Origin of the sequence: Bradyrhizobium sp. CIR18, assembly GCF_014198295.1 — a bacterium.
GTDB lineage: Bacteria > Pseudomonadota > Alphaproteobacteria > Rhizobiales > Xanthobacteraceae > Bradyrhizobium.
Genome location: NZ_JACIHF010000004.1, coordinates 222701 through 241912, shown reverse-complemented (window position 1 = coordinate 241912; position 19212 = coordinate 222701). Strand labels below are relative to the sequence as shown.

Genomic DNA, 19212 nt, shown 5'->3' with positions numbered 1-19212 from the left:
GGTAAATGACCATGATCATTAGTCCAAATTTTGGGGTGAAGCTCCTGGTGCCCACGGCTTCGAGTAAGCTCTCGCACAATTCACCGCTGGTGAACTATGCGCTCAATGGGCTGGAACGCTGTTGGTTACCTGAACATCGCCGGTGGTCGCACATTTTCCATCTCGATGGACGTCCTTCGCCAAACGAGTCGGTACCGAACAGCGACGTATTCTATACGCTCAATGTCTTACTTGGGATGTCGCGCGTCGCTGGAATTCCGAGTGGTCTAGATCTGCCCGAAATATTCAGCCGCAACGCTTCGCTACTCACGAGGCTTCCGGTGCGCAAGTACGCCTTCGGTATGGCGCTGTGGAGCGCCGCCGAGCTCGGCCTCGAAACGCCCGAGCCTGTCAAACGCGAGCTGACAGCCATTCTCGCCGATGAGTCCAGGTGGAAGAACTTTCGTGCGCAGGATATTGGCATGCTGCTCACGGGAGTCGTGGCTCAGGCGAGGGCAGGCGAGAACGAGTGGTGGCGCTACGCCGGGCCGCTTTTTCGTTTCCTGAAGGAACGCTTCCACAGCGAATCGGGATTGTTCTTCGATGCACCGTCCGGGTTTCGCCGCCGCTTCTCGTCATTTGCGACGCAAACCTATCTCTCGATCGCCTGCTATCAATATGGCGAATTCGCCGGAGACGCGTCCGCGCTTGTCATGGCCGATACTTGCGTGCGCAATCTGATAGCGCTTCAAGGCCCACAAGGTGAATGGCCCTGGTTTTTCGACGCGATGAGCGGCCGCGTCCTTGATTTCTATGAGGTCTATTCGGTTCATCAGTATGGAATGGCCCCGGCGCTGCTGGAATGGGCGGAGCGCTTTGGGCAGAAGGGATCGCGGGACGCCCTGGTCAAGGGATTCAACTGGGTACTTGGCCAGAACCAGCTGGGCCGGGCCATGCTCGTGCCTGAACTGAGCCTGACCCTCCGCTCGCAGGTTCGCAAAGGCGAATTGACAACGAAGGCGCCGCGCGCATTGCGCGCAGTCAAGAACGCCTGGCTCGGAAACGGGCAGCGACTGATCGACGGCACTGACGTGGAAGTTCGGCTTGAGTGCCGTAGCTACGAGCTCGGCTGGATTCTGTGGTCATTCGGCCGGCGCACCGACTTGCCGGGGCTGACCAACAACTGTGCCTTCGGCGGCGCCTGACAGAATTGCCTTCGCACTAACGATTCCAAGCGACTGCTCGCCGGCCCCGCAGGTGCGAGATCATCGTCATGGCGCGGTGCGCCCGGACGGCACACAATACGGCAATAGCTTTGAGGCGGACGCCGCTACCATGGAGGCGGTCGCTGGTCAGCACAGTCACAGCGTTTGGCGCGAGAGATGCGAAGACCAGCAACGCCTGCGCGAGCCAGCGCAATTGCCAAACAGGCTTGCCTTCCGCCATGTTGCGATAGTGCGCGATGTGTCGATCCCATTTGGCGTAGAGCTCCCGAAGGGAGCTCCGGGCGGGATGGAAGACGATCATCTCGGGAGTGTATCGAAATCGAAGTCCCGCGCGCAGCGCACGCTCTCCCCACTCCATGTCTTCGGCGATCTCAATGCCGGCAAAAGGGCCGACGCGATCGAAATCGCGGCGAAACACCGCCATATTGCCGGTGCCGGAATAACCGTGGCGCTCGATATAGAGCTTGAAGCGATAAGCGAAGACGCTCTCGTATGCCGCAATGGCGTCGAGCTCGGCATTTTCCGGGTGCCAAATGCGAACGTCGCCCCCGAGAACTGTGCCAGCCGGCGACAAGTTGAACCATTTCATCACGCTGCTCAACCAATCCGGATGGGCCCTGCAATCGGCATCGATGAAAGCGAGGATCTCGCCGTTGGCCGCAGCGACACCCGCATTTCGCGCCGGACCGGGACCCGGATGCGGTTCGTGCTGCAGCCGTACACGAGGATGGCCGCCAACGATGTCTGTTGGGGGCGTTGCCGAGCCGTTGTCCACCACGATGATCTCGAACGCGTGCCGAGGCAGGGTCTGCGCGTCCAGGCTTCGCAAGCAGGATTCCAGCGCGTCAGGCTGGTTGAGATGCGGAATAATGACCGAAATCATTAGTTAAATCCTCTATTTAATTGACTTTGGATCTGCTGCCCGCCTCTTGCGTGTAGGCCCTGATATTCCGCTGTCAGGCGCCAAATTCTATCCTATTTAAACCTTGCTATTAAATATCCGGTGCGTATTATCTAGATAATAATCTTAAATGCAAACTTAAACAGACCGTATTTTTTTCTGGGAGGTAGGTTCCAATGCGCGCCTCATTTCTGGGATGTCCCGTTGACCTGCTGACAATGGCAGAAACCGTCGATCTGGCGCGCGGGGCTATGCACAGCCGGCGAAGGCTGCAACATGTGGCGCTGAACGTCGCCAAATTCGTCAATATGAGGTCTGATGCCGTGCTCGCGGCCGATGTCGCCAACAGCGATGTCGTCGGCCTCGACGGCATGGGGATCGTTTGGGGCGCTCGAGCGCTGGGACTTCCGGCCACGTCGCGCGTCGCGGGCGTGGATCTCCTCGCCGAGTTGCTCGCGGTATGCGCGCATGAAGGCTTCAAGCCTTATTTCCTGGGAGCGACCCCCGGCGTGCTGCACCAGGCGATGCAGAGCGCGCGCGAGAGGCATCCCTCGCTTGTCTTTGCGGGCTGGCACGACGGCTACTTCAAGCGCGAGCAGGAGAAAGACGTCGTACGAGACATCCAGTCCAGCGCGGCCGATTGCCTCTTCATCGGCATGCCGACGCCCCGGAAGGAGCGCTTTCTCGCCGCTCACCGCGATGATCTCGGCGTGCCTTTTATCATGGGTGTGGGTGGTGCATTCGATGTTCTGGCAGGTACCGTTCGGCGCGCGCCAGTACGGCTTCAGAAGCTCGGCCTCGAGTGGCTGTACCGCATCTATCAGGAGCCCGGGCGGATGTGGTGGCGATACGCCAAGACGAACGCGCTGTTTGCGGGCGTGCTGGCGCAAGCGCTCTTCAGGCAGGCGCTTCGGCACCCGCTCGGTGCGCCCGGCGCCGTTCCCCCTGGTCCGAGCCGGATCGGGGGTTGAAGCGTGGGCAAGCATTTTTTCATCCTTCTGGGAACCCGGCCGGAAGCAATCAAGCTGTTTCCGGTCATCAACCGACTCAAGGCTGAGAATCGCAAGGACATCGCCGTAACGATATGTGCGACCGCACAGCACCGGCAGCTGCTTGATCAGGTCCTCAAATTGGCCAACGTGGTCCCGGATTTTGATCTCAACGTCATGACGACAAACCAGACGCTGGATCATCTGACCGCCCGGCTGCTCGGACAAATCGGCGAGCTCCTCGAAAAGGTGAAGCCCACCAGGGTGATTGTCCAGGGCGATACGGCGACTGCCATGACGGGTGCACTGGCATCCTATTATCACCGTATACCGGTCTCGCACATCGAGGCCGGACTGCGCAGCGGCGACATCTTCGCTCCGTGGCCCGAGGAGGTGAACCGCAAGATCGTCGGCTCGATCGCCGATCAACATTTTGCCCCGACGGAGCGCGCGGCCCGCGCGTTGCGTTCTGAAAACGTGGCTGATGACCGCATTCACGTGACCGGAAACACAGTGGTGGACGCTCTCATCCTCGCGAAAGCCATGGTCGAGTCCGATCCGGGACTGGCGTGTCGCTGGGACGGCATCAAGAAGCGTCACGGCAATCGGCGCATCATCCTGGTGACTTGCCATCGCAGGGAGAATTTCGGTGGCGGCGTCACCAACATCGTGAACGCGCTTGAGACCATCCTGCAGCGGGAAGATGTCGCCGTGGTGCTCCCTGTGCACCCGAATCCGAATGTCCGCGACCTGTTTGCGTCTCGGTTGTCGGATCACCCGCGGGTCGTCCTCATTTCTCCTCAGGAATACACGGATTTCGTCAGCCTGCTCTCGATGTCGTATCTGGTCCTGACAGATTCAGGCGGCGTCCAGGAGGAGGCCCCCACTTTCGGGAAGCCGGTCCTGGTAATGCGCGATACGACCGAGCGTCCCGAAGGCGTGGAAGCCGGAACGGCGCGCCTGGTTGGCGCCAACTACGACAGGATCGTTGGCGAGACGTTTCGCCTGCTCGACGATGACGAGACTTATGCTGCCATGGCGCGTTCGCACAATCCGTTCGGTGACGGGCACGCGAGCGAGCGTATCGTGAAGGTGCTTCTCGATGCCTGAATTCCAAAAGATAAACGTCATTGGGCTTGGCTATATCGGGCTGCCGACCGCGGCGTTGATTGCGAGCCGTGGGCTGCAGGTGGTCGGCATCGATACAAACGAACGCATCGTCGACACCGTTGCATCCGGCAAAATTCACATCGCCGAGCCCGATCTGGACGGTCTCGTCTCCAAGGTCGTGTCGAGCGGTGCGCTCACGACGTCGAGGAAGCCGCAGCCGGCAGACGTGTTCATCATCGCGGTGCCGACCCCGATCGACCACGATAACCGTCCAGACCTGGCAAGCGTTCACGCCGCGGTCGACAACATCGTGGACCTTCTCGCGCCAGGCAATCTTGTCACTCTTGAATCGACATCGCCGATCGGGACAACCGAAGCCATCGCAAAGCGCATCGTTGAACGCAGGCCGGAGCTGCACATTGGCGTCAACGGCCGGGAGGATGGAGCGATCTACGTCGCATACTGTCCCGAACGCGTGTTGCCAGGGCGGATCTTGACCGAGCTTATCAACAATGACAGGTGTATCGGCGGGATTACGCCAACTTGCACGCGGCGTGCCCAACGCTTCTACAAGATGTTTGTTCGCGGCGCCTGCGTCGGCACTACGGCGCGCGCGGCCGAGTTGGTCAAGCTGACGGAAAACGCCTTCCGCGACACCAACATAGCGTTTGCCAACGAACTCTCGCTGATCTGCGACAGGTTCGATATCAACGTCTGGGAGGTGATCGATATCGCCAACCGTCACCCTCGCGTAAACGTACTGCGGCCGGGGCCGGGCGTGGGCGGGCACTGCATTGCGGTCGACCCCTGGTTCATCATCGACTCTGCGCCCGATCTCGCGCGAGTGATGCGAACAAGCCGCGAGGTGAATAACGCCAAGACCCGGAAGATCATCGAGAACGCTGAGGCGCTGATCGACGATCATCCCTATGCGAACGTTGCCTGTTGCGGATTGACGTTCAAGGCGAACGTCGACGACGTGCGTGAAAGCCCCGCCTTGGAGATTGCCACGCATCTCGCGGCCAAATACGGCGAACGGATCAAGGTCGTCGAACCGAATCTGCGCCGTCTGCCGTCTCAGTTGGCCGATTATCGCGTCGCGTTCGTGACCATCGATGAGGCCCTCCGGAGCTGCGAAATTGCGGTTCTTCTCGTCGATCATGACGAATTCAAAATGGTGCCGTTGGCGGAGCGCCGGCACCTCGACGTCATCGATACGCGAGGCATATGGCAGGATATGCCGGCGCGAACCTAACGTGCAGAATCGTAGTCTCCCCGAATGGATCGAGGTCAGTATGCGAGATAGTCAGCTGGGAATCGGGGTCGTGGGATACGGCTATTGGGGGCCCAATCTCGTTCGCAATTTCTCGATCAATCCCGCCGCCCGCGTCGTCAGCGTGAGCGACCTTGATCCAGGCAGGCTTGCCGCCATCATGCAGCAGTACCCGGGGGTCGCGACCACCGCGCGATATGACGACCTGCTGAAGGACGCCTCGATCGATGCAATCGCCATCGCCACGCCGGTGCACACGCATTACGAGCTGGCAATGGCGGCGTTGAGAGCTGGCAAGCACGTGTTGGTCGAAAAGCCCCTTGCGCCGAGTTCAGAGCAGGTGATGCGCCTGATCGACGAGGCGGATCGGCGCGGACTGATTTTGATGGTCGATCATACCTTTCTCTATACCCCGGCGGTTCAGAAGATTCGTGAGCTGTTGCTGAAGAGCGAGCTCGGAGACGTCTACTACTACGATAGCACACGCTCGAGCCTCGGATTGTTCCAGAAAGACGTAAATGTGATCTGGGATCTGGCAGTGCATGACATCTCGATCATTCATCACATCTTCGATGAGGAGCCGATTGCGGTATCGGCAACGGGATCGTGCCATGTCGTCGGTTCGCCGGAAAACATGGCGCATATCACATTGTTCTTTGCCAACGCATGTGTGGCCCATGTCAGCGTCAACTGGCTCTCGCCTGTCAAAGTCCGCCAGACTTTCATTGGCGGCAGCAAGAAGATGATCGTCTATGACGATCTCGAACCGACCGAAAAGATCAAGGTCTATGACAAGGGAATTACGCTCGACAGGCCTCCCGAGAGTGCCCATCAATTCCGGATTGGATATCGCGCTGGTGACATGTGGGCTCCGCATATCTCGCCTAAGGAGGCACTGCAAACGGAGGTCGAGCACTTTATCGACTGTGTGCGCGCCGGGACGCGGCCGATCTCCAGCGGCATGTCCGGGCTGCGGGTGATCGAGGTGCTCGAGGCAGCTTCTCGATCAATCGCGAAGCAGGGCAAACCAATCCCGATAAGGCAACTGCCGCGGATGCTACCGGAGCGGGCCCGGGCGACGGCTTGATGGGCGGCTTGGCCGTGGCTGTTGGCCAGATCAGCCCCGGGACGGAGTCTCGATGAATTCAGTGCATCGTTCAGTCCTGTTTTCCGGGGTGGACCGCTATGCCGCCCTTGTGCTGTTCCTTGTCTCGACCGCAGTTCTGTCGCGTCTGCTGACGCCGGGCGAGTTCGGGGTCTTTGCGGTCGTCAATGCACTTACCGCCGTGATCGCCGCCGCCTTTCAGGAGTTTGGAGGGGCAAACTATCTGATTCAGAAGCATGAGTTGTCGCGCGGGACCATTCGCACGGCGTTTACTATCACCTGTATCATCTCGCTGGCAGTTGCGCTAATCCTGTCAGCTGGGGCCGACGTCGTATCGCAACTCTTTGGGCAGGACAGCCTAAGGCAAGGTATCCAGGTTTCTGCGCTGAACCTTCTCCTTCTACCGGTCTCAGGAACGTTGGCTGCCCTGTTTCGTCGTGACATGCAGTTTGGGACGCTCGCGATCTGCAATCTTGCAAGCAACATGACGGTCGCGCTGGTTTCGATCGGGCTGGCATTCCTGAACTTCAGCTACATGGCTCCGATCTGGGGTGGTGTGGCAGGGAGCATGGTTCTTACGGCCTTGCTGCTGAGTTCGTACCGGGATTTCGGCGTGTTGCGCCCTTCGCTGTCCGAATACCGCGAGGTCCTCAGATTCGGTCTCTATTCCAGCGGTGTCAGCGTCATCAATATCTTCTACAACCTCGCACCCCAGCTCTTTCTCGCGAAGATTCTCGATTTTACGGCTGTGGGTCTCTATAGTCGGGCGATTAACCTGACTCAGGTATTCGACAGGCTCGTCACGCAGGTGCTGAACCCCATCATCATGCCGGCGATCGTGTCGAGGCGTGCAGCCGGGGCAGATCTAAAGGGCGTGTATCTGGACGCGGTCCAACTGCTTTCCGCGGTGCAGTGGCCATTTCTCACCTTCGTAGCGATCATGGCAAAGCCGATCGTCTTGATCTGGCTTGGCGGAGCCTGGTTGGAGGTCGTGCCGTTGGTGCGGATTCTCTGCCTTGCAAATCTGGCGCTATTCGCTGCGTGCCTGACATATCCCGTGTTCCTGGCGGTTGGACGCGTGCGCGACGCGCTTGTCTCGTCCTTCATCTCGTTGCCACCGTCGCTCCTTGCCCTTTTGGGCGCATCCTTTTTGGGCGTGGAGGCGGTCGCAGCGTGCGCATTGCTGACGTTGCCGTTCCAGGCGGTAGTGGCGATATACTATCTCAGTCGGCATCTTGCGCTGCGGCCAAGCGAGTTTGGCCGTGCCGTTCTCAAGAGCGGTGTCGTCACGATGGCGACCGCCGCCGGCGTAGGCGCCTGCGCGCTGTTGATCGAGGCAGGAATTCTCAATTTCGTTGTAGGCCTTATATCGGCGTTTGTGGTCGCCGCCTTCTGCTGGTGGTGGGGATTGATCGTAACAGGGCATCCTCTGCTGCAGCACCTTCGTCAAGCTGCGACGGGTCTCGTCGAGATGGCGCCCAAGCTGCGCCCGTCACGCTCGGTACTGTAGTGGTTTTGCTGGATTGTAGAGACAGGGAAACAAACATGCCAATAAAGGATACCCAGCTTGGTCGCGATGTCCGCATCCTGCATCCAGACCTGGTCAACCTGTATGGCTGCACCGTCGGCGACGAGAGCAGAATCGGAACTTTCGTCGAGATCCAGGCGGGGGCAGAGATAGGTGCGCGTTGCAAGATATCGTCGCACAGCTTCATTTGCGAGGGCGTCACGATCGAGGATGAGGTGTTCGTCGGTCATGGCGTGATGTTCACGAACGACAAATATCCGAAGGCAACAACCGCGGACGGTCGTCCTCAGCAGGCTTCGGACTGGACGCTGCAGCGCACCCGGGTCGGTCGGGGAGCTTCGATCGGCTCGAACGCCACCATCCTGTGCGGTGTGACGATCGGAGAGGGCGCCTCCGTAGGTGCCGGTGCGGTGGTCACTAAGGATGTTCCGCCCGGCGCCATCGTCGCAGGAGTGCCCGCTCGGGTCCTGCCCGCAGCTGGAAACACGCTCCTGCGCGATCGTCGCTCTGCAGAGCTGATCCATAAACCATTTTAAAGCGCGATATATATGCGCTACAATTTAATGCTTGATTTAATGCGATTATGAGAGTTAATGTTTTATTATAATGTTTGGTCCAACCAAGGTCTTGAATCTTGATACCCTTCCTGGATCTGAAAGCCCAATATCGCCAGATCAAGCCGGAAATCGACGCCGCGGTGGCTAGGGTCATCGGGAGCGGGCACTTTGTGCTCGGGCCGGAGGTGACCGCCTTCGAGGGACGCTTTGCGGGTTATTGCCGGACTGCCCATTGCCGCGCGGTGAACACCGGCACTTCGGCGCTTCACCTTGCCTTGCTTACGGCGGGTGTCGGACCCGGTGACGAGGTCATCACCGTATCCATGACGTTCGTCGCGACGACCGCGGCCATTATCTACAGCGGTGCCAAGCCGGTGTTTGTCGACGTTGACCCTGTAACGTGGACGATGGATCCCGGCTTGATTGAAGCTGCGATAACACCACGAACCAAGGCGATCCTGCCGGTTCACCTCCACGGGTTGATGGCCGACATGGATCCGATCATGGCCATCGCGCGTCGTCACGGCCTGGTCGTCATCGAGGACGCCGCGCAGGCGCATGGCGCCGAATACCAGGGACGCCGAGCAGGCTCGATTGGCGATCTAGGATGCTTCAGCTTTTACCCTGGCAAGAATCTGGGGGCGTTCGGCGAGGGTGGAGCCGTCGTAACTCATAGGCCTGAATTCGCGCACCGCGTGTCACTGCTGCGAGATTGGGGGCAGGAGGCGAAGTACGACCACGCCATCCCCGGATATAACTATCGTATGGACGAAATTCAGAGCGCGATATTGAACGTCAAGCTGGACTACATTGAGAGCTGGACGGAAGCGCGCCGGTCGGCGGCTGAGCAATACAATGCACTGCTGTCTGAGCTCCCATTCGCGCGTCCCCAGCCGCCAGGGCACGCCCGTCACGTGTATCACGTCTATGCGGTCAGATTGGAGGAGCGCGATCACGCACTGTCGCTGTTGCGTGATGCCGGAATAGGCGCCGGGATTCACTATCCCGTTCCGGTGCATCTGCAAAGAGCCTACGCAGAACTCGGCTACCGTCCCGGTGATCTCCCCGTAACCGAGATGCTGGCGAACGACTTCCTCTCTCTTCCCATTTATCCGGAGCTGCTGCCGGAACAGGCGGCCGAAGTTGTCGCCACATTGAGGAACGCAGCGATGCTGCGGCCCAGTGAAGCGGTTGGCGCCCGAGCGGAGCATCCACAAAGCGTCATGACATGGTCCCACAACAGGAGAGCGTCTTGATCGATCTCAAGGGAAAGCGCATTCTGGTCACCGGCGGCGCAGGCTTCATCGGGTCCCACATCGTTGATCTGCTCTGCGACGAGGGCTGCATTGAAATTGTTGCTCTCGACAACATGGTCAGAGGCCGACCGGAAAATCTTCGGCGCGCGCTCGGGCGCGGACCGGTGAGATTGGTTCACGGCGACATACGCGATCGCAAGCTGATGGAAGCATTGGTCAAGGCGGCCGATATCGTCTTCCACCAGGCTGCACTTCGCATCACTCATTGTGCGGCCGAACCACGCCTCGCCAAGGAGGTTATGGTCGACGCCACCTACGACCTGCTGGAGCTGTGCATCAAGCACGACATTCAGAAGATCATCGCGGCGTCTTCGGCATCGGTATATGGCATGGCCGAGGAATTTCCGACGACGGAGCGGCAGAATCCGTACAACAACCGAACTCTCTATGGAGCCGCCAAGGCGTTTAACGAAGGCCTTCTGCGGGCCTTCAACGATGTATGCGGCCTCGACTATGTGGCGTTCCGGTATTTCAACGTCTACGGCAGCCGGATGGACATCCACGGACGGTACACCGAGGTCTTGATCCGCTGGATGGAGCGGCTGGAGGCCGGATTGCCTCCCGTTATCTTTGGTGACGGCCGTCAGTCTATGGATTTCGTTCACGTCCGCGACATCGCGCGCGCCAACATCCTTGCGGCCAGGTCAAAGATCACCGATGAGGTCTTTAACGTTGGAAGCGGCACCGAAACTAGCCTGACGGAGCTGGCTACGGCGCTTGCGTCCGTGATGGGACGCCGGGGCCTGACGCCTGAATTCGCGCCGGAGCGCTCGGTCAATCCGGTGCCGCGCCGACTGGCATCGACGGGCAAGGCGGAGCGTCTGCTGGGTTTCCGCACCACGGTTTCGTTGGAGCAGGGGCTCGCCGACCTCGTGAAATGGTGGCGATCCGAACGCGAGCTTGCTTCGGACCACCAGCGGCAGGCGGCAGCATCGTGATTCCGATCGCTTTGCCGCTGCTAGCGGACGAAGAGGCTGACGCGGCGCGCGCAGTCGTGCTGTCGGGCTGGGTATCGCAAGGTCCGCAGGTGGCCGCATTCGAGCGCGAGTTCGCTGCACTTGTCGGCGCACCGCACGCCTGTGCCGTCTCGAATTGCACGACCGCGCTCCAGCTCGCCTTGGCGGCGCTGGACATCGGCATCGGCGACGAGGTGATCACGGTCAGCCATTCCTTCATCGCGACCGCAAACGTCATCCGACATCAGGGAGCCACTCCGGTTTTCGTCGATATCGAGCCGGAGACATATAATCTTGATTGTGCCCGGTTGGCCGAAGCTATCACCGAGCGCACGCGTGCGATCATCGTCGTCCATCAGATGGGCATGCCGTGCGATATGGCCGCTCTTCTGGCCATAGCGCGCCGCCACGGGATCGCCGTGATCGAGGACGCGGCCTGTGCTGCCGGATCGCAGATCCGGATGAACGGGGAATGGGAGTCGATCGGCAGGCCGCATGGCGACATTGCCTGCTTCTCCTTCCATCCGCGAAAGGTGATCACGACGGGTGAGGGGGGAATGCTCACCACCGCGAATGCCGAGCTTGATCGCAAATTCAAGCTCCTGCGCCAGCACGGCATGAGCGTTCCCGACACGGTGCGGCACAATTCGTCGTCCGTGATCTTCGAGGAATACGTCGTTGTGGGCTACAACTACCGAATGACGGACATGCAGGCCGCCATTGGGCGCAAACAGCTCGAGCGGCTCCCGGAACTGATTGCGCGCCGGCGAGCCGTCGCCGCAAATTATGCCGAACAGCTCGGCAATTTGGAAGGGTTGCGGTTACCGACTGAACCAGCGTGGGCCAGATCCAACTGGCAGAGCTATTGCGTACGTCTTCCAGACCGCCTCGACCAGCGCATCGTTATGCAACATCTCCTCGATAAGGGCATCGCGACCCGCCGCGGTATCATGTGCGCCCATCGTGAGCAGCCTTATTCGGCCCTTGTCCAGACACAGGATCTGCGTCAATCCGAGCTCGCCCAGGATCGGTCGATCTTGCTGCCCATCTATGCACAGATGAGCGCCGAGGAGACCTCGAGGGTGAGTGCTGCGGTGCGGGCAGAGTTGGAACGATGATCCCGGGGATCGCCGACCAAAAGGCATTGCGACTTTTGGTCGTGATCGCGAGCTATGGGACTGCCAATAATGCCCACCTGGATCGAGTGATCAAGGAATACCGGTCCATGTCGTTCGACGTGGATATCGTCATCATCTCCAACATCGACAAGAAGCCGGCTGCAGACATCGAGTGTGTCGTTGGCCTTCCCAACAAGAATCCCTGGTCGCTTCCCTTCGCGCACAAAGAGTTGTTTGCAGCGCGGGCTGATCAGTATGATATGTTCATTTATTCCGAAGACGATATCCTGATCACTGAAAGAAATATTCGAGCGTTTCTCGAAGTGACCTCAGTGTTGAATGAGGGTGAGGTTGCCGGATGGATGCTCGTCGAGAGAGCGTCGAACAGCGAATTGAATTATCCGCAGGCCCACGGTTCCTTCCACTGGGATTGTACGTCGGTCAAGACCAGGGGAAATTACCATCTTGCCCATTTTACCAACGAGCATGCTGCCAGCTATATGCTCACCCGGCAGCAGCTTGCCAGAGCAATTGCGTCCGGCGGCTTTTTGGTCGGGCCTCACGAAGGCAAGTACGACCTGCCTTGCACCGCTGCAACCGATCCATTCACCCAGTGTGGCTTCCGGAAGCTGATACCAATTTCCCATATCGACGATTTCTCGGCGCACCATTTACCGAATAAATATATCAACCGGCTCGGCGTCGATCGCCGGCAATTGGACGCACAACTATCCGTCCTGATGCAGATCGCGCGTGAGGGAAACGATGCCGTTCCGCTATTCAGCGCCGAGACCAGGCTCTGGCACGGCATGTATTCGAAAGACTACTACGAGCCGGCCAGGGACGAGGTGTTGTCCGCTGTACCGCAAAGCGCGGCCGTATTGTCGATCGGGTCCTGCTCGGCTGCAAACGAACGCCGATTGCTGGAGAGAGGAAACCGAGTGGTGACTATTCCCCTCGACCCCGTTGTGGGTAGCGGCTTGGCCCAGCTTGGGGCTGAGGTGGTGTTAGGGGACGTCATAACGGCGAGATCAAAAATTGCAGCGGAGCGGTTTGACCGACTGCTGTTCGTTGATGTCTTGCAATTCATTCGTGATCCGGCGCATCTCCTCAAGCTGTTTGCCGATCTCCTGGCTCCGGACGGGCGAGTGATCATTTGCGCGCCAAACCGCCCCTCTCTTCGGTATGCCTGGGAATGCGCGAAATCCAGCAGCGTCTTTCGACGCTGGGGGAGCTTCGATGCTGTGGGGATCCACGACACGACGAGCGGTAAAATTCAGAGGTGGTGTGCGCAAGCCGGTTTGGCGATCGAGAAGATTGAGAGGCGCGCTCCGCATCGCGCCGGTCTGAGGTTGAAATTCCTGTCTTCTGTGCTTGCACCCGACCTTGTTGCGACCGCCACCAGGCGTGAATCGCTAAGGCCGTTCCTTCGCAAGGATCACGGCATTGAGCAAATGGAGGTTTCCAGAAGGAGCGTCGTTCAATGAGCTTGGAGGCTGCCAGAAGAATCCAGATCGACGACATGCAGGGACGCGCCGGTGCTGCGCAGGACACGGCTGCGCAAAGCTACTACATCCGCTCTCGCCGCGAGATACGGTCGTTACTGCCCAGCCGCGCCTCCCGGATCCTCGAAGTGGGACCTGGCGCAGGCTTCACTCTTGCCTGGCTCAAGTCGATCTACTCTGCTGCCACGACATTCGGAGTCGAGCTCAATCAAGAACTTGAAGCCGACCTCAAACTGAACGCCGATGTCGCGATGATCGGAGACATCGACGATTTGATATTACGAGTCGGTAGCAAGTTTGACCTGATCTTGTTGCTTGATATCCTTGAACATGTTCCGGATCCAACGCGAACTCTTCAGGCCATCACCAGAAACCTTCTCATGGATGGTGGGCGCGTAATCGTTTCTGTTCCGAACATCGCGCATCTGAGCGTGACGCTTCCGCTGCTCTTCCAGCGTCGATTTGAATACACAGATTCGGGGATTCTTGACCGCACCCATTTGAAGTTCTTTGTCGAAGGCACCGCCGTCAGGCTTCTGAACGATTCGGGCCTGGTCGTTAAGGATGGTCTGGTCACGGGCATTGAGGGTCCAAGATCGAAGATGTTGGACAGACTTACCTTCGGCGGCCTGACCCATCACCTGGCAAAGCAATATATTATGGCGGGTGAGCTCACCACTGCATCGACCGCGCAGCCGAAAATCAACTGGAAGAAGAACCGGCTGATCAGCTAGCAGCGATAGCCGTCAGGCGGACCGCTCCAATTCCCGAAGAGGCGCACTCGGGCGCGTCAACTACGAGCGGGACAATCCGCAAATTCACCTTCGAGCATAGAACGTGAAATCGCCCCAAGCAGGACCTCGGCATGCCGTTTGGAGCATATGACGGGATCAAAGCGGCCTTTTGAATCTGCCGACAGTTGTTCGCGCACCCTGGACCAATAGTCGCGATGAGCGACGACTGACTTCATGGCGGAGACGAGTTCATCCATATTCTTCTGCGGCCGAAATCGCATAAGGCTCGAACTATGCCAATTTGCGCTTTCGGGATCGCCAACCGGGTTCGCCACAACGAAGCCTCGGCTACCGTCCAGACCGATCTGCTCACGCGCGCCGCCGACATCACTCACGATTGTAGGTAATCCCGCGCTTAGCGCTTCCATGGAGGCCAATGACCATCCCTCAAAAAATGAGTTCAGAACAAAGCAATCGGCGGCGGCCAGCAGGATGGATGGATCTGGAAACGAATGCCGCAGGTGGATCCGGTCCTTGCAAGGCATCTTGTCGCGAAGCGTACGGACTTGACGCGTGTACACAGCATCGTCCAGGCGGCCGGCGATCAGCAGATGGACCTTGTGATCATCTTCTGCGACTTCTGAGAATGCCCGCACCAAGCCGTATGCATTCTTCTGGACCGTGTGACGACCGAGCGAGAGAAAGAGAAACTCGTCATTGAGGCCCAGCCAGGCCCGGGCCTTCGACCGGTTCACCGACGGGCGATGTGTCTGGTTGAATGCATTGGGGATGGTGATGACCGCACGAGCGGAATAGGCCGGATTGCCCGACAGGTACTGACGCCGCACGAGCTCGCTTACCGCGACAAAGCAGGTGACGAGTTCCGATCTCTGACGCTCCTCCATCCAATTGGTGCTTATGGGGGTCGGAATGCCGTGGAGCGTCTCCACGACCGGAACGCGGGCATCTTTGGCCGCCTTCAAGAGCCAACCCGGCGGATCGTGCGCGCTGATAACGTCAGGACGGTTCGTTTTCATCCAGAGACAAGCGTCGCCTGGCGAGGCGGCAACAACCGCCGTGCCTTCCCTCTGCAAGATCGTGAACAATTGTCCGACGGGCGCCGACGATGAATGTGCGCACATAACCGTCACACGAAGCCCGAAATGGGGGAGGCGTCGCGCAAGAAAGGCGACAAATTCATCTAGCCCGCCGGCGTCGAGCACCGGAGTGACGATGAGGCAATGGACACTTCCCGGCGACACGAGAAAATCGTCCAGATTCGACACGCTGCTGGTCGGAATAGAGGCGGGCGCCGCCGGGGCATGCGGCGCGACCATGGCATCATATGGCATGAGCGGCTTCGACCAGTCGTCAACGAGACTGTCGTCTCCGGACGCCAACCGGCTGCCAATGAACAGTTTCTTCCCGATACGTCGCACGCTTCGCGGCAGGCGCCAAGAGTTTCGTTGTGCCCAAAGCGTCGCACGCCCTCGCAAGGAAAGGTCGTTCTGCCTGAAACCCGTCATGAGTTCAAATGCCGTCGGTCTCGATTTCCTGATACCGATATACAGCGTGCAAATTAAATATTAAACACATATTGCGGCGGGATAAAAATCCAATTAAACAGGTGGCATTATTCTTGCGGCCGTATTCAGGATGTACGATCACGTAAGTCGCCTGGTGATTTGATGAACAGCCGGTCTGGATTGTGGGCAACCAATATTGGGAATGCGGGCTCAAAAATCATGGAAGGCGCGTTCCGGAGGCCTTTGGCAGGAATGGATGCGTCGTGAGTTCCATTGATGCGATCATACCCTGTTATCAGTATGGGCATTTCCTTAGAGAATGCGCCGACAGCATATTGAGGCAGTGCGGACCCGAGTTGCGGCTGCTGATTATTGATGATGCCTCGACGGACAATACAGCCCAGGTTGCGCAGGAACTGGTTCGTGCAGATCCTCGGGTCGAGTTTCGCAGGCATTCTGTCAATCACGGCCACATCGCCACCTTCAACGAGGGGATCGACTGGGCCACTGCGGACTACATGATTCTGCTCTCTGCAGACGATTACCTGATGCCCGGTGCGATCGAGAGGGCTGCGAGGTTGATGGATGAGAATCCCTCCGTCGGCCTCACGTTTGGAGGCGCAGTCGCGCTTTGCCAGGAGCACGAGGAGGTTGTGCCGCTGCCGCCGGAACTTGGACCTGGTACGAAGATACTGGCCGGCCGCGATTTCATCAAATTGGGGGGGTGCAGAAACATAGTCCTGGCGCCAAGCGTGATGGTGCGAACCAGCCTGCAGAAGAAGGTGGGGGGATATTTACCGGATTTGACGCACAGCGGCGATATGGAGATGTGGCTGCGGTTCGCCGCGCATGGACCCGTCGGCTTCATCGATGCGATCCAGGCCGTGTACCGGCGACATTCAACCAACATGTCAGGCGGATATTCGGCCGAGCAGGATTTCGTTCAACGCAAGCTGGCGTTGGAGCATTTCCTGGATAGCTGCGCTGGCGTGCTTCCGGACGTCGACGATCTCAGGTCCTGGTTGACAAGCCATCTGGCGCTCGACACGATCAGTTGTGCGAGCCGAGCTTTCAATGACGGAGACGTTGGGTTATCGGAGCGCCTTTCGGCGATAGCGGCAAAGCTGGACCCGGCGGTCACGAGATCGCGTCGTTGGTGGCTTCTCGCCAGCAAACGGCAGTTGGGATCGCGCGGGTGGCAATTGCTGCGACCTGCTATCGAGCGGCTGAAGATGTTGTAATCGGCTCCGAGCCTCACGGGCTGCCACGCTGCAAGCCGCGTTTCGGCCCGACGGCGTGTTCCACCGCTGGATCGGGCTAGACCGGATACATCGCGGACTCCCGCAGCGATGCCCTGATGCCGATGCATACTCCCCAGAAGATCCAGAGGTAGTTCCAGTAGTGGACCGTCAGCCCGGTAAACATGAGCATGACGACTGCGACGGTGAATGCGATGCGCAGGCCCGACGCGCTGGGATCCTCCATGACGCCCTTGAAGCGCTTTTTTACCGGTAGAATGCTCGCAATGTTCGTCAGGATGAGCAGGAAAATCATAGGAAGTCCGAACCGTAGCGCGAACACCAGCCACACCGAGTCGATCGTGGTATCGAGAATGTCGTGATTGAGCAGGGCGAATGCGTATCCGGTGAAGGGAGAATACATGATCTTCTGTGTCGCTGCGTCCCAGATCAGCATCCGAAAGTAACCCGAAACCGGATCGAAGGTGAGGTGGGAGATGATCCAGCCTAGCGGGTGATTGGCCACGGCCAGGATAACGAGAACGATCGTAGCCAGACACACTTGCAGCGCGCGCCATCGTCCAGAAGTTTGCTTCAGTGCCGTATCATAGAGGTAAAGCATCAGGACGAGGAGACACGACAACAACGGCGCGGAGGACAACGACAGCAGGCAACCGAAAACGCACAAACCTCCCCAAAGCATCCTCGACAGTGGCCGTTGCTCCGAAAACAGCAGGATGGCGCAAGCGACGGTGCAATAGGTGCCCAACAGAATTGGGTGGTCGAACGTCGAGGCGGCTCTTACCCAATACAGCCTGTAGTCGGGCGAGAGCGGCGCATAGCTGCCGAAGGCGGCAGAAAACATCTGCTGAACAATGAGCCGGCCAGAAAGATTATCGAAAAGGGCCAGCAGGACGATGTAGGCAGTCACGATCTTAAAGGGTTGAATGAAGCTTTGAATTGCCGCCGGCCCGAAGAAAAATCCGCGGGCGACGATGTAGCCGCCCAGAAACTCGAGGCTCTCGGCGGCGGTCGATGAGATCGCACTCGACCCGCTGGTGTAGGTGGCGGCTGCGAACATCCAGGCTGCGACGGCACATGCAAGATAGTCCGAGGCGAGGATGTGACGACCGGTCCTGAGCAGTCTTGCCGCTGCAGGTATTATGAGCAGCAGGATGCCGATCCGCCCGACCGTGAGTTTCGCATCGGCGAGATAAAGCTGGACTTGCGCCGCCGGCAGAATGAGCCCCATCAGCAGCAGCCAGGCCGGCAGCTTGCTGCACCGCTCAGCGGCTTGCGGCAAAGCCGTACTTGTCAGGCCGAATTCGCCGCCCGCAACCGTGACGCTCATGAGAGAACCGCCTTGCCCGGTGATCCCGCTTCGATTTGAACGCGGCGGCTGTTGTCGTCAGTCAAGTACCAAGTGAACGTGACCGAACGCGGCGCCAGTCCGCTCATGAAATGTCCATTCTGAAAGACGTACGGCCGATAACCGATGTCGGAAACGAATTCCGAGATCTCGTCCGATGCGAAGGCGCACATCAGTGCCGGCTTGTGCCGTCTCAGCGTGTGCTCCGACCCTCGCAAGATCTCCAGCTCGGCGCCCTGAGCGTGCACCTTGATCAGGGAGGGCGACATTGCAAAGGAATCGAGCGTGTGGCACTCGATCCTGTGTTCCTCCACGCTCAACTTGGACTGATCGAAACGGTACATGCGGCCGCCATCGTTCAGCCACTCGGTCGCCGCCTCCCGGGAGGTCGCGGCCATGCCATCGCAAGCCCACCGACCGTAAGAGGGGACGAAGAACGTAATGGTGCCCGGCTTGGCTCCGAGAGCGCAGGGGAAGATCGAGACGGACCGATCTCCGGAGAAACGGAGTTTGAGCCGCTCGGCCGAGAGCGGTTCGGGCTCAAAGGCCACGATGCTCGATTGCGGCCTGAACCTCTTGAACGCCTGGATGCTTTGTCCGCGATTGGCCCCGATGTCGACGATCAGGCCATTGGCGCTGGAAGTCCAAGTCGCGCCCCTGTACTCGGGTTTTGCGAGGTAGGAGGCCGCCGCGTCCTTGAATGCGAATCGCGCCGCGGCAACGCCGGGGATGTTCGCATATGCGAAACGGGCAAAAGGCTTCAAGTTCATGACGATACGACC

Annotated in this window: 17 protein-coding genes; 13 read left to right on the top strand and 4 right to left on the bottom strand. The window is 59.0% G+C overall.

The window, feature by feature from the left end:
- Positions 1-5: 5 nt before the first annotated feature.
- Positions 6-1184 (top strand): hypothetical protein, encoded by a 1179-nt coding sequence (locus tag GGD65_RS16950; RefSeq protein ID WP_246783310.1) that lies wholly within the window; start codon positions 6-8, stop codon positions 1182-1184.
- 16 nt (positions 1185-1200) lie between these two features.
- On the opposite strand, the gene GGD65_RS16945 is transcribed toward GGD65_RS16950, so the two are convergent.
- Positions 1201-2088 carry a glycosyltransferase family 2 protein gene (locus tag GGD65_RS16945; RefSeq protein ID WP_183235975.1) on the bottom strand — a complete coding sequence of 296 codons (888 nt, stop codon included), beginning with the start codon at positions 2086-2088 and terminating at the stop codon, positions 1201-1203.
- Between the two features lie 194 nt (positions 2089-2282).
- Between GGD65_RS16945 and GGD65_RS16940 the strand changes: the two genes are divergently transcribed.
- The 11 genes from GGD65_RS16940 to GGD65_RS16890 all read left to right on the top strand — a co-directional run bounded on the left by GGD65_RS16940 (position 2283) and on the right by GGD65_RS16890 (position 14297).
- On the top strand, positions 2283-3077 hold the full coding sequence (locus GGD65_RS16940; protein ID WP_183235974.1) for a WecB/TagA/CpsF family glycosyltransferase: 795 nt from the start codon (positions 2283-2285) through the stop codon (positions 3075-3077).
- Between the two features lie 3 nt (positions 3078-3080).
- Positions 3081-4205 (top strand): non-hydrolyzing UDP-N-acetylglucosamine 2-epimerase, encoded by a 1125-nt coding sequence (gene wecB, locus GGD65_RS16935; RefSeq protein WP_183235973.1) that lies wholly within the window; start codon positions 3081-3083, stop codon positions 4203-4205.
- The gene (wecC, locus tag GGD65_RS16930; protein ID WP_183235972.1) at positions 4198-5460 is read left to right on the top strand and encodes a UDP-N-acetyl-D-mannosamine dehydrogenase; all 1263 of its coding nucleotides are present in this window, start codon (positions 4198-4200) and stop codon (positions 5458-5460) included. The genes wecB and wecC overlap by 8 nt, the downstream gene beginning before the upstream one ends.
- Positions 5461-5500: 40 nt before the next feature.
- Positions 5501-6565 (top strand): Gfo/Idh/MocA family protein, encoded by a 1065-nt coding sequence (locus tag GGD65_RS16925; protein ID WP_183235971.1) that lies wholly within the window; start codon positions 5501-5503, stop codon positions 6563-6565.
- A gap of 52 nt (positions 6566-6617) precedes the next feature.
- Positions 6618-8093, top strand: coding sequence for an oligosaccharide flippase family protein (locus tag GGD65_RS16920; protein WP_183235970.1), 1476 nt, complete (start codon positions 6618-6620; stop codon positions 8091-8093).
- Between the two features lie 35 nt (positions 8094-8128).
- Entirely contained in the window at positions 8129-8647 is a 519-nt protein-coding gene (locus GGD65_RS16915) for an acyltransferase (protein ID WP_183235969.1), read from the top strand.
- Positions 8648-8745: 98 nt separating this feature from the next.
- The gene (locus tag GGD65_RS16910) at positions 8746-9924 is read left to right on the top strand and encodes a DegT/DnrJ/EryC1/StrS aminotransferase family protein (RefSeq protein ID WP_183235968.1); all 1179 of its coding nucleotides are present in this window, start codon (positions 8746-8748) and stop codon (positions 9922-9924) included.
- Complete coding sequence (locus GGD65_RS16905; protein WP_246783309.1) at positions 9921-10922, top strand: NAD-dependent epimerase/dehydratase family protein; 1002 nt, start codon at positions 9921-9923, stop codon at positions 10920-10922. Before GGD65_RS16910 ends, GGD65_RS16905 begins: the two co-directional genes overlap by 4 nt.
- Complete coding sequence (locus tag GGD65_RS16900) at positions 10862-12058, top strand: DegT/DnrJ/EryC1/StrS aminotransferase family protein (protein ID WP_210286305.1); 1197 nt, start codon at positions 10862-10864, stop codon at positions 12056-12058. The genes GGD65_RS16905 and GGD65_RS16900 overlap by 61 nt, the downstream gene beginning before the upstream one ends.
- Complete coding sequence (locus tag GGD65_RS16895) at positions 12055-13545, top strand: bifunctional 2-polyprenyl-6-hydroxyphenol methylase/3-demethylubiquinol 3-O-methyltransferase UbiG (RefSeq protein ID WP_179731095.1); 1491 nt, start codon at positions 12055-12057, stop codon at positions 13543-13545. The genes GGD65_RS16900 and GGD65_RS16895 overlap by 4 nt, the downstream gene beginning before the upstream one ends.
- A complete protein-coding gene (locus GGD65_RS16890) occupies positions 13542-14297 on the top strand; it encodes a bifunctional 2-polyprenyl-6-hydroxyphenol methylase/3-demethylubiquinol 3-O-methyltransferase UbiG (protein ID WP_246783308.1) in 756 nt (251 codons plus the stop codon). Before GGD65_RS16895 ends, GGD65_RS16890 begins: the two co-directional genes overlap by 4 nt.
- Before the next feature lie 56 nt (positions 14298-14353).
- Here the strand turns inward: GGD65_RS16890 and GGD65_RS16885 are convergent, their stop codons facing one another.
- Complete coding sequence (locus GGD65_RS16885; RefSeq protein WP_246783307.1) at positions 14354-15649, bottom strand: glycosyltransferase family 4 protein; 1296 nt, start codon at positions 15647-15649, stop codon at positions 14354-14356.
- A 437-nt stretch (positions 15650-16086) separates the two neighbouring features.
- On the opposite strand from GGD65_RS16885, the gene GGD65_RS16880 reads away from it, so the two are divergent.
- Positions 16087-17064, top strand: coding sequence for a glycosyltransferase (locus GGD65_RS16880; protein ID WP_183235965.1), 978 nt, complete (start codon positions 16087-16089; stop codon positions 17062-17064).
- Between the two features lie 76 nt (positions 17065-17140).
- Here the strand turns inward: GGD65_RS16880 and GGD65_RS16875 are convergent, their stop codons facing one another.
- Positions 17141-18412, bottom strand: coding sequence for a hypothetical protein (locus tag GGD65_RS16875; RefSeq protein WP_179731089.1), 1272 nt, complete (start codon positions 18410-18412; stop codon positions 17141-17143).
- A complete protein-coding gene (locus GGD65_RS16870; protein WP_179731088.1) occupies positions 18409-19194 on the bottom strand; it encodes an FkbM family methyltransferase in 786 nt (261 codons plus the stop codon). The genes GGD65_RS16875 and GGD65_RS16870 overlap by 4 nt, the downstream gene beginning before the upstream one ends.
- Between the last annotated feature and the right edge of the window lie 18 nt (positions 19195-19212).

Bases quoted from the DNA above. Each gene is read 5' to 3' on its own strand.
- GGD65_RS16875 (WP_179731089.1), bottom strand. From the start codon at position 18,412: ATGAGCGTCACGGTTGCGGGCGGCGAATTCGGCCTGACAAGTACGGCT.
- GGD65_RS16950 (WP_246783310.1), top strand. From the start codon at position 6: ATGACCATGATCATTAGTCCAAATTTTGGGGTGAAGCTCCTGGTGCCC.
- GGD65_RS16945 (WP_183235975.1), bottom strand. From the start codon at position 2,088: ATGATTTCGGTCATTATTCCGCATCTCAACCAGCCTGACGCGCTGGAA.
- GGD65_RS16920 (WP_183235970.1), top strand. From the start codon at position 6,618: ATGAATTCAGTGCATCGTTCAGTCCTGTTTTCCGGGGTGGACCGCTAT.
- GGD65_RS16940 (WP_183235974.1), top strand. From the start codon at position 2,283: ATGCGCGCCTCATTTCTGGGATGTCCCGTTGACCTGCTGACAATGGCA.
- GGD65_RS16915 (WP_183235969.1), top strand. From the start codon at position 8,129: ATGCCAATAAAGGATACCCAGCTTGGTCGCGATGTCCGCATCCTGCAT.
- GGD65_RS16890 (WP_246783308.1), top strand. From the start codon at position 13,542: ATGAGCTTGGAGGCTGCCAGAAGAATCCAGATCGACGACATGCAGGGA.
- GGD65_RS16900 (WP_210286305.1), top strand. From the start codon at position 10,862: ATGGTGGCGATCCGAACGCGAGCTTGCTTCGGACCACCAGCGGCAGGC.
- GGD65_RS16895 (WP_179731095.1), top strand. From the start codon at position 12,055: ATGATCCCGGGGATCGCCGACCAAAAGGCATTGCGACTTTTGGTCGTG.
- GGD65_RS16925 (WP_183235971.1), top strand. From the start codon at position 5,501: ATGCGAGATAGTCAGCTGGGAATCGGGGTCGTGGGATACGGCTATTGG.
- GGD65_RS16885 (WP_246783307.1), bottom strand. From the start codon at position 15,649: ATGCCATATGATGCCATGGTCGCGCCGCATGCCCCGGCGGCGCCCGCC.
- wecC (WP_183235972.1), top strand. From the start codon at position 4,198: ATGCCTGAATTCCAAAAGATAAACGTCATTGGGCTTGGCTATATCGGG.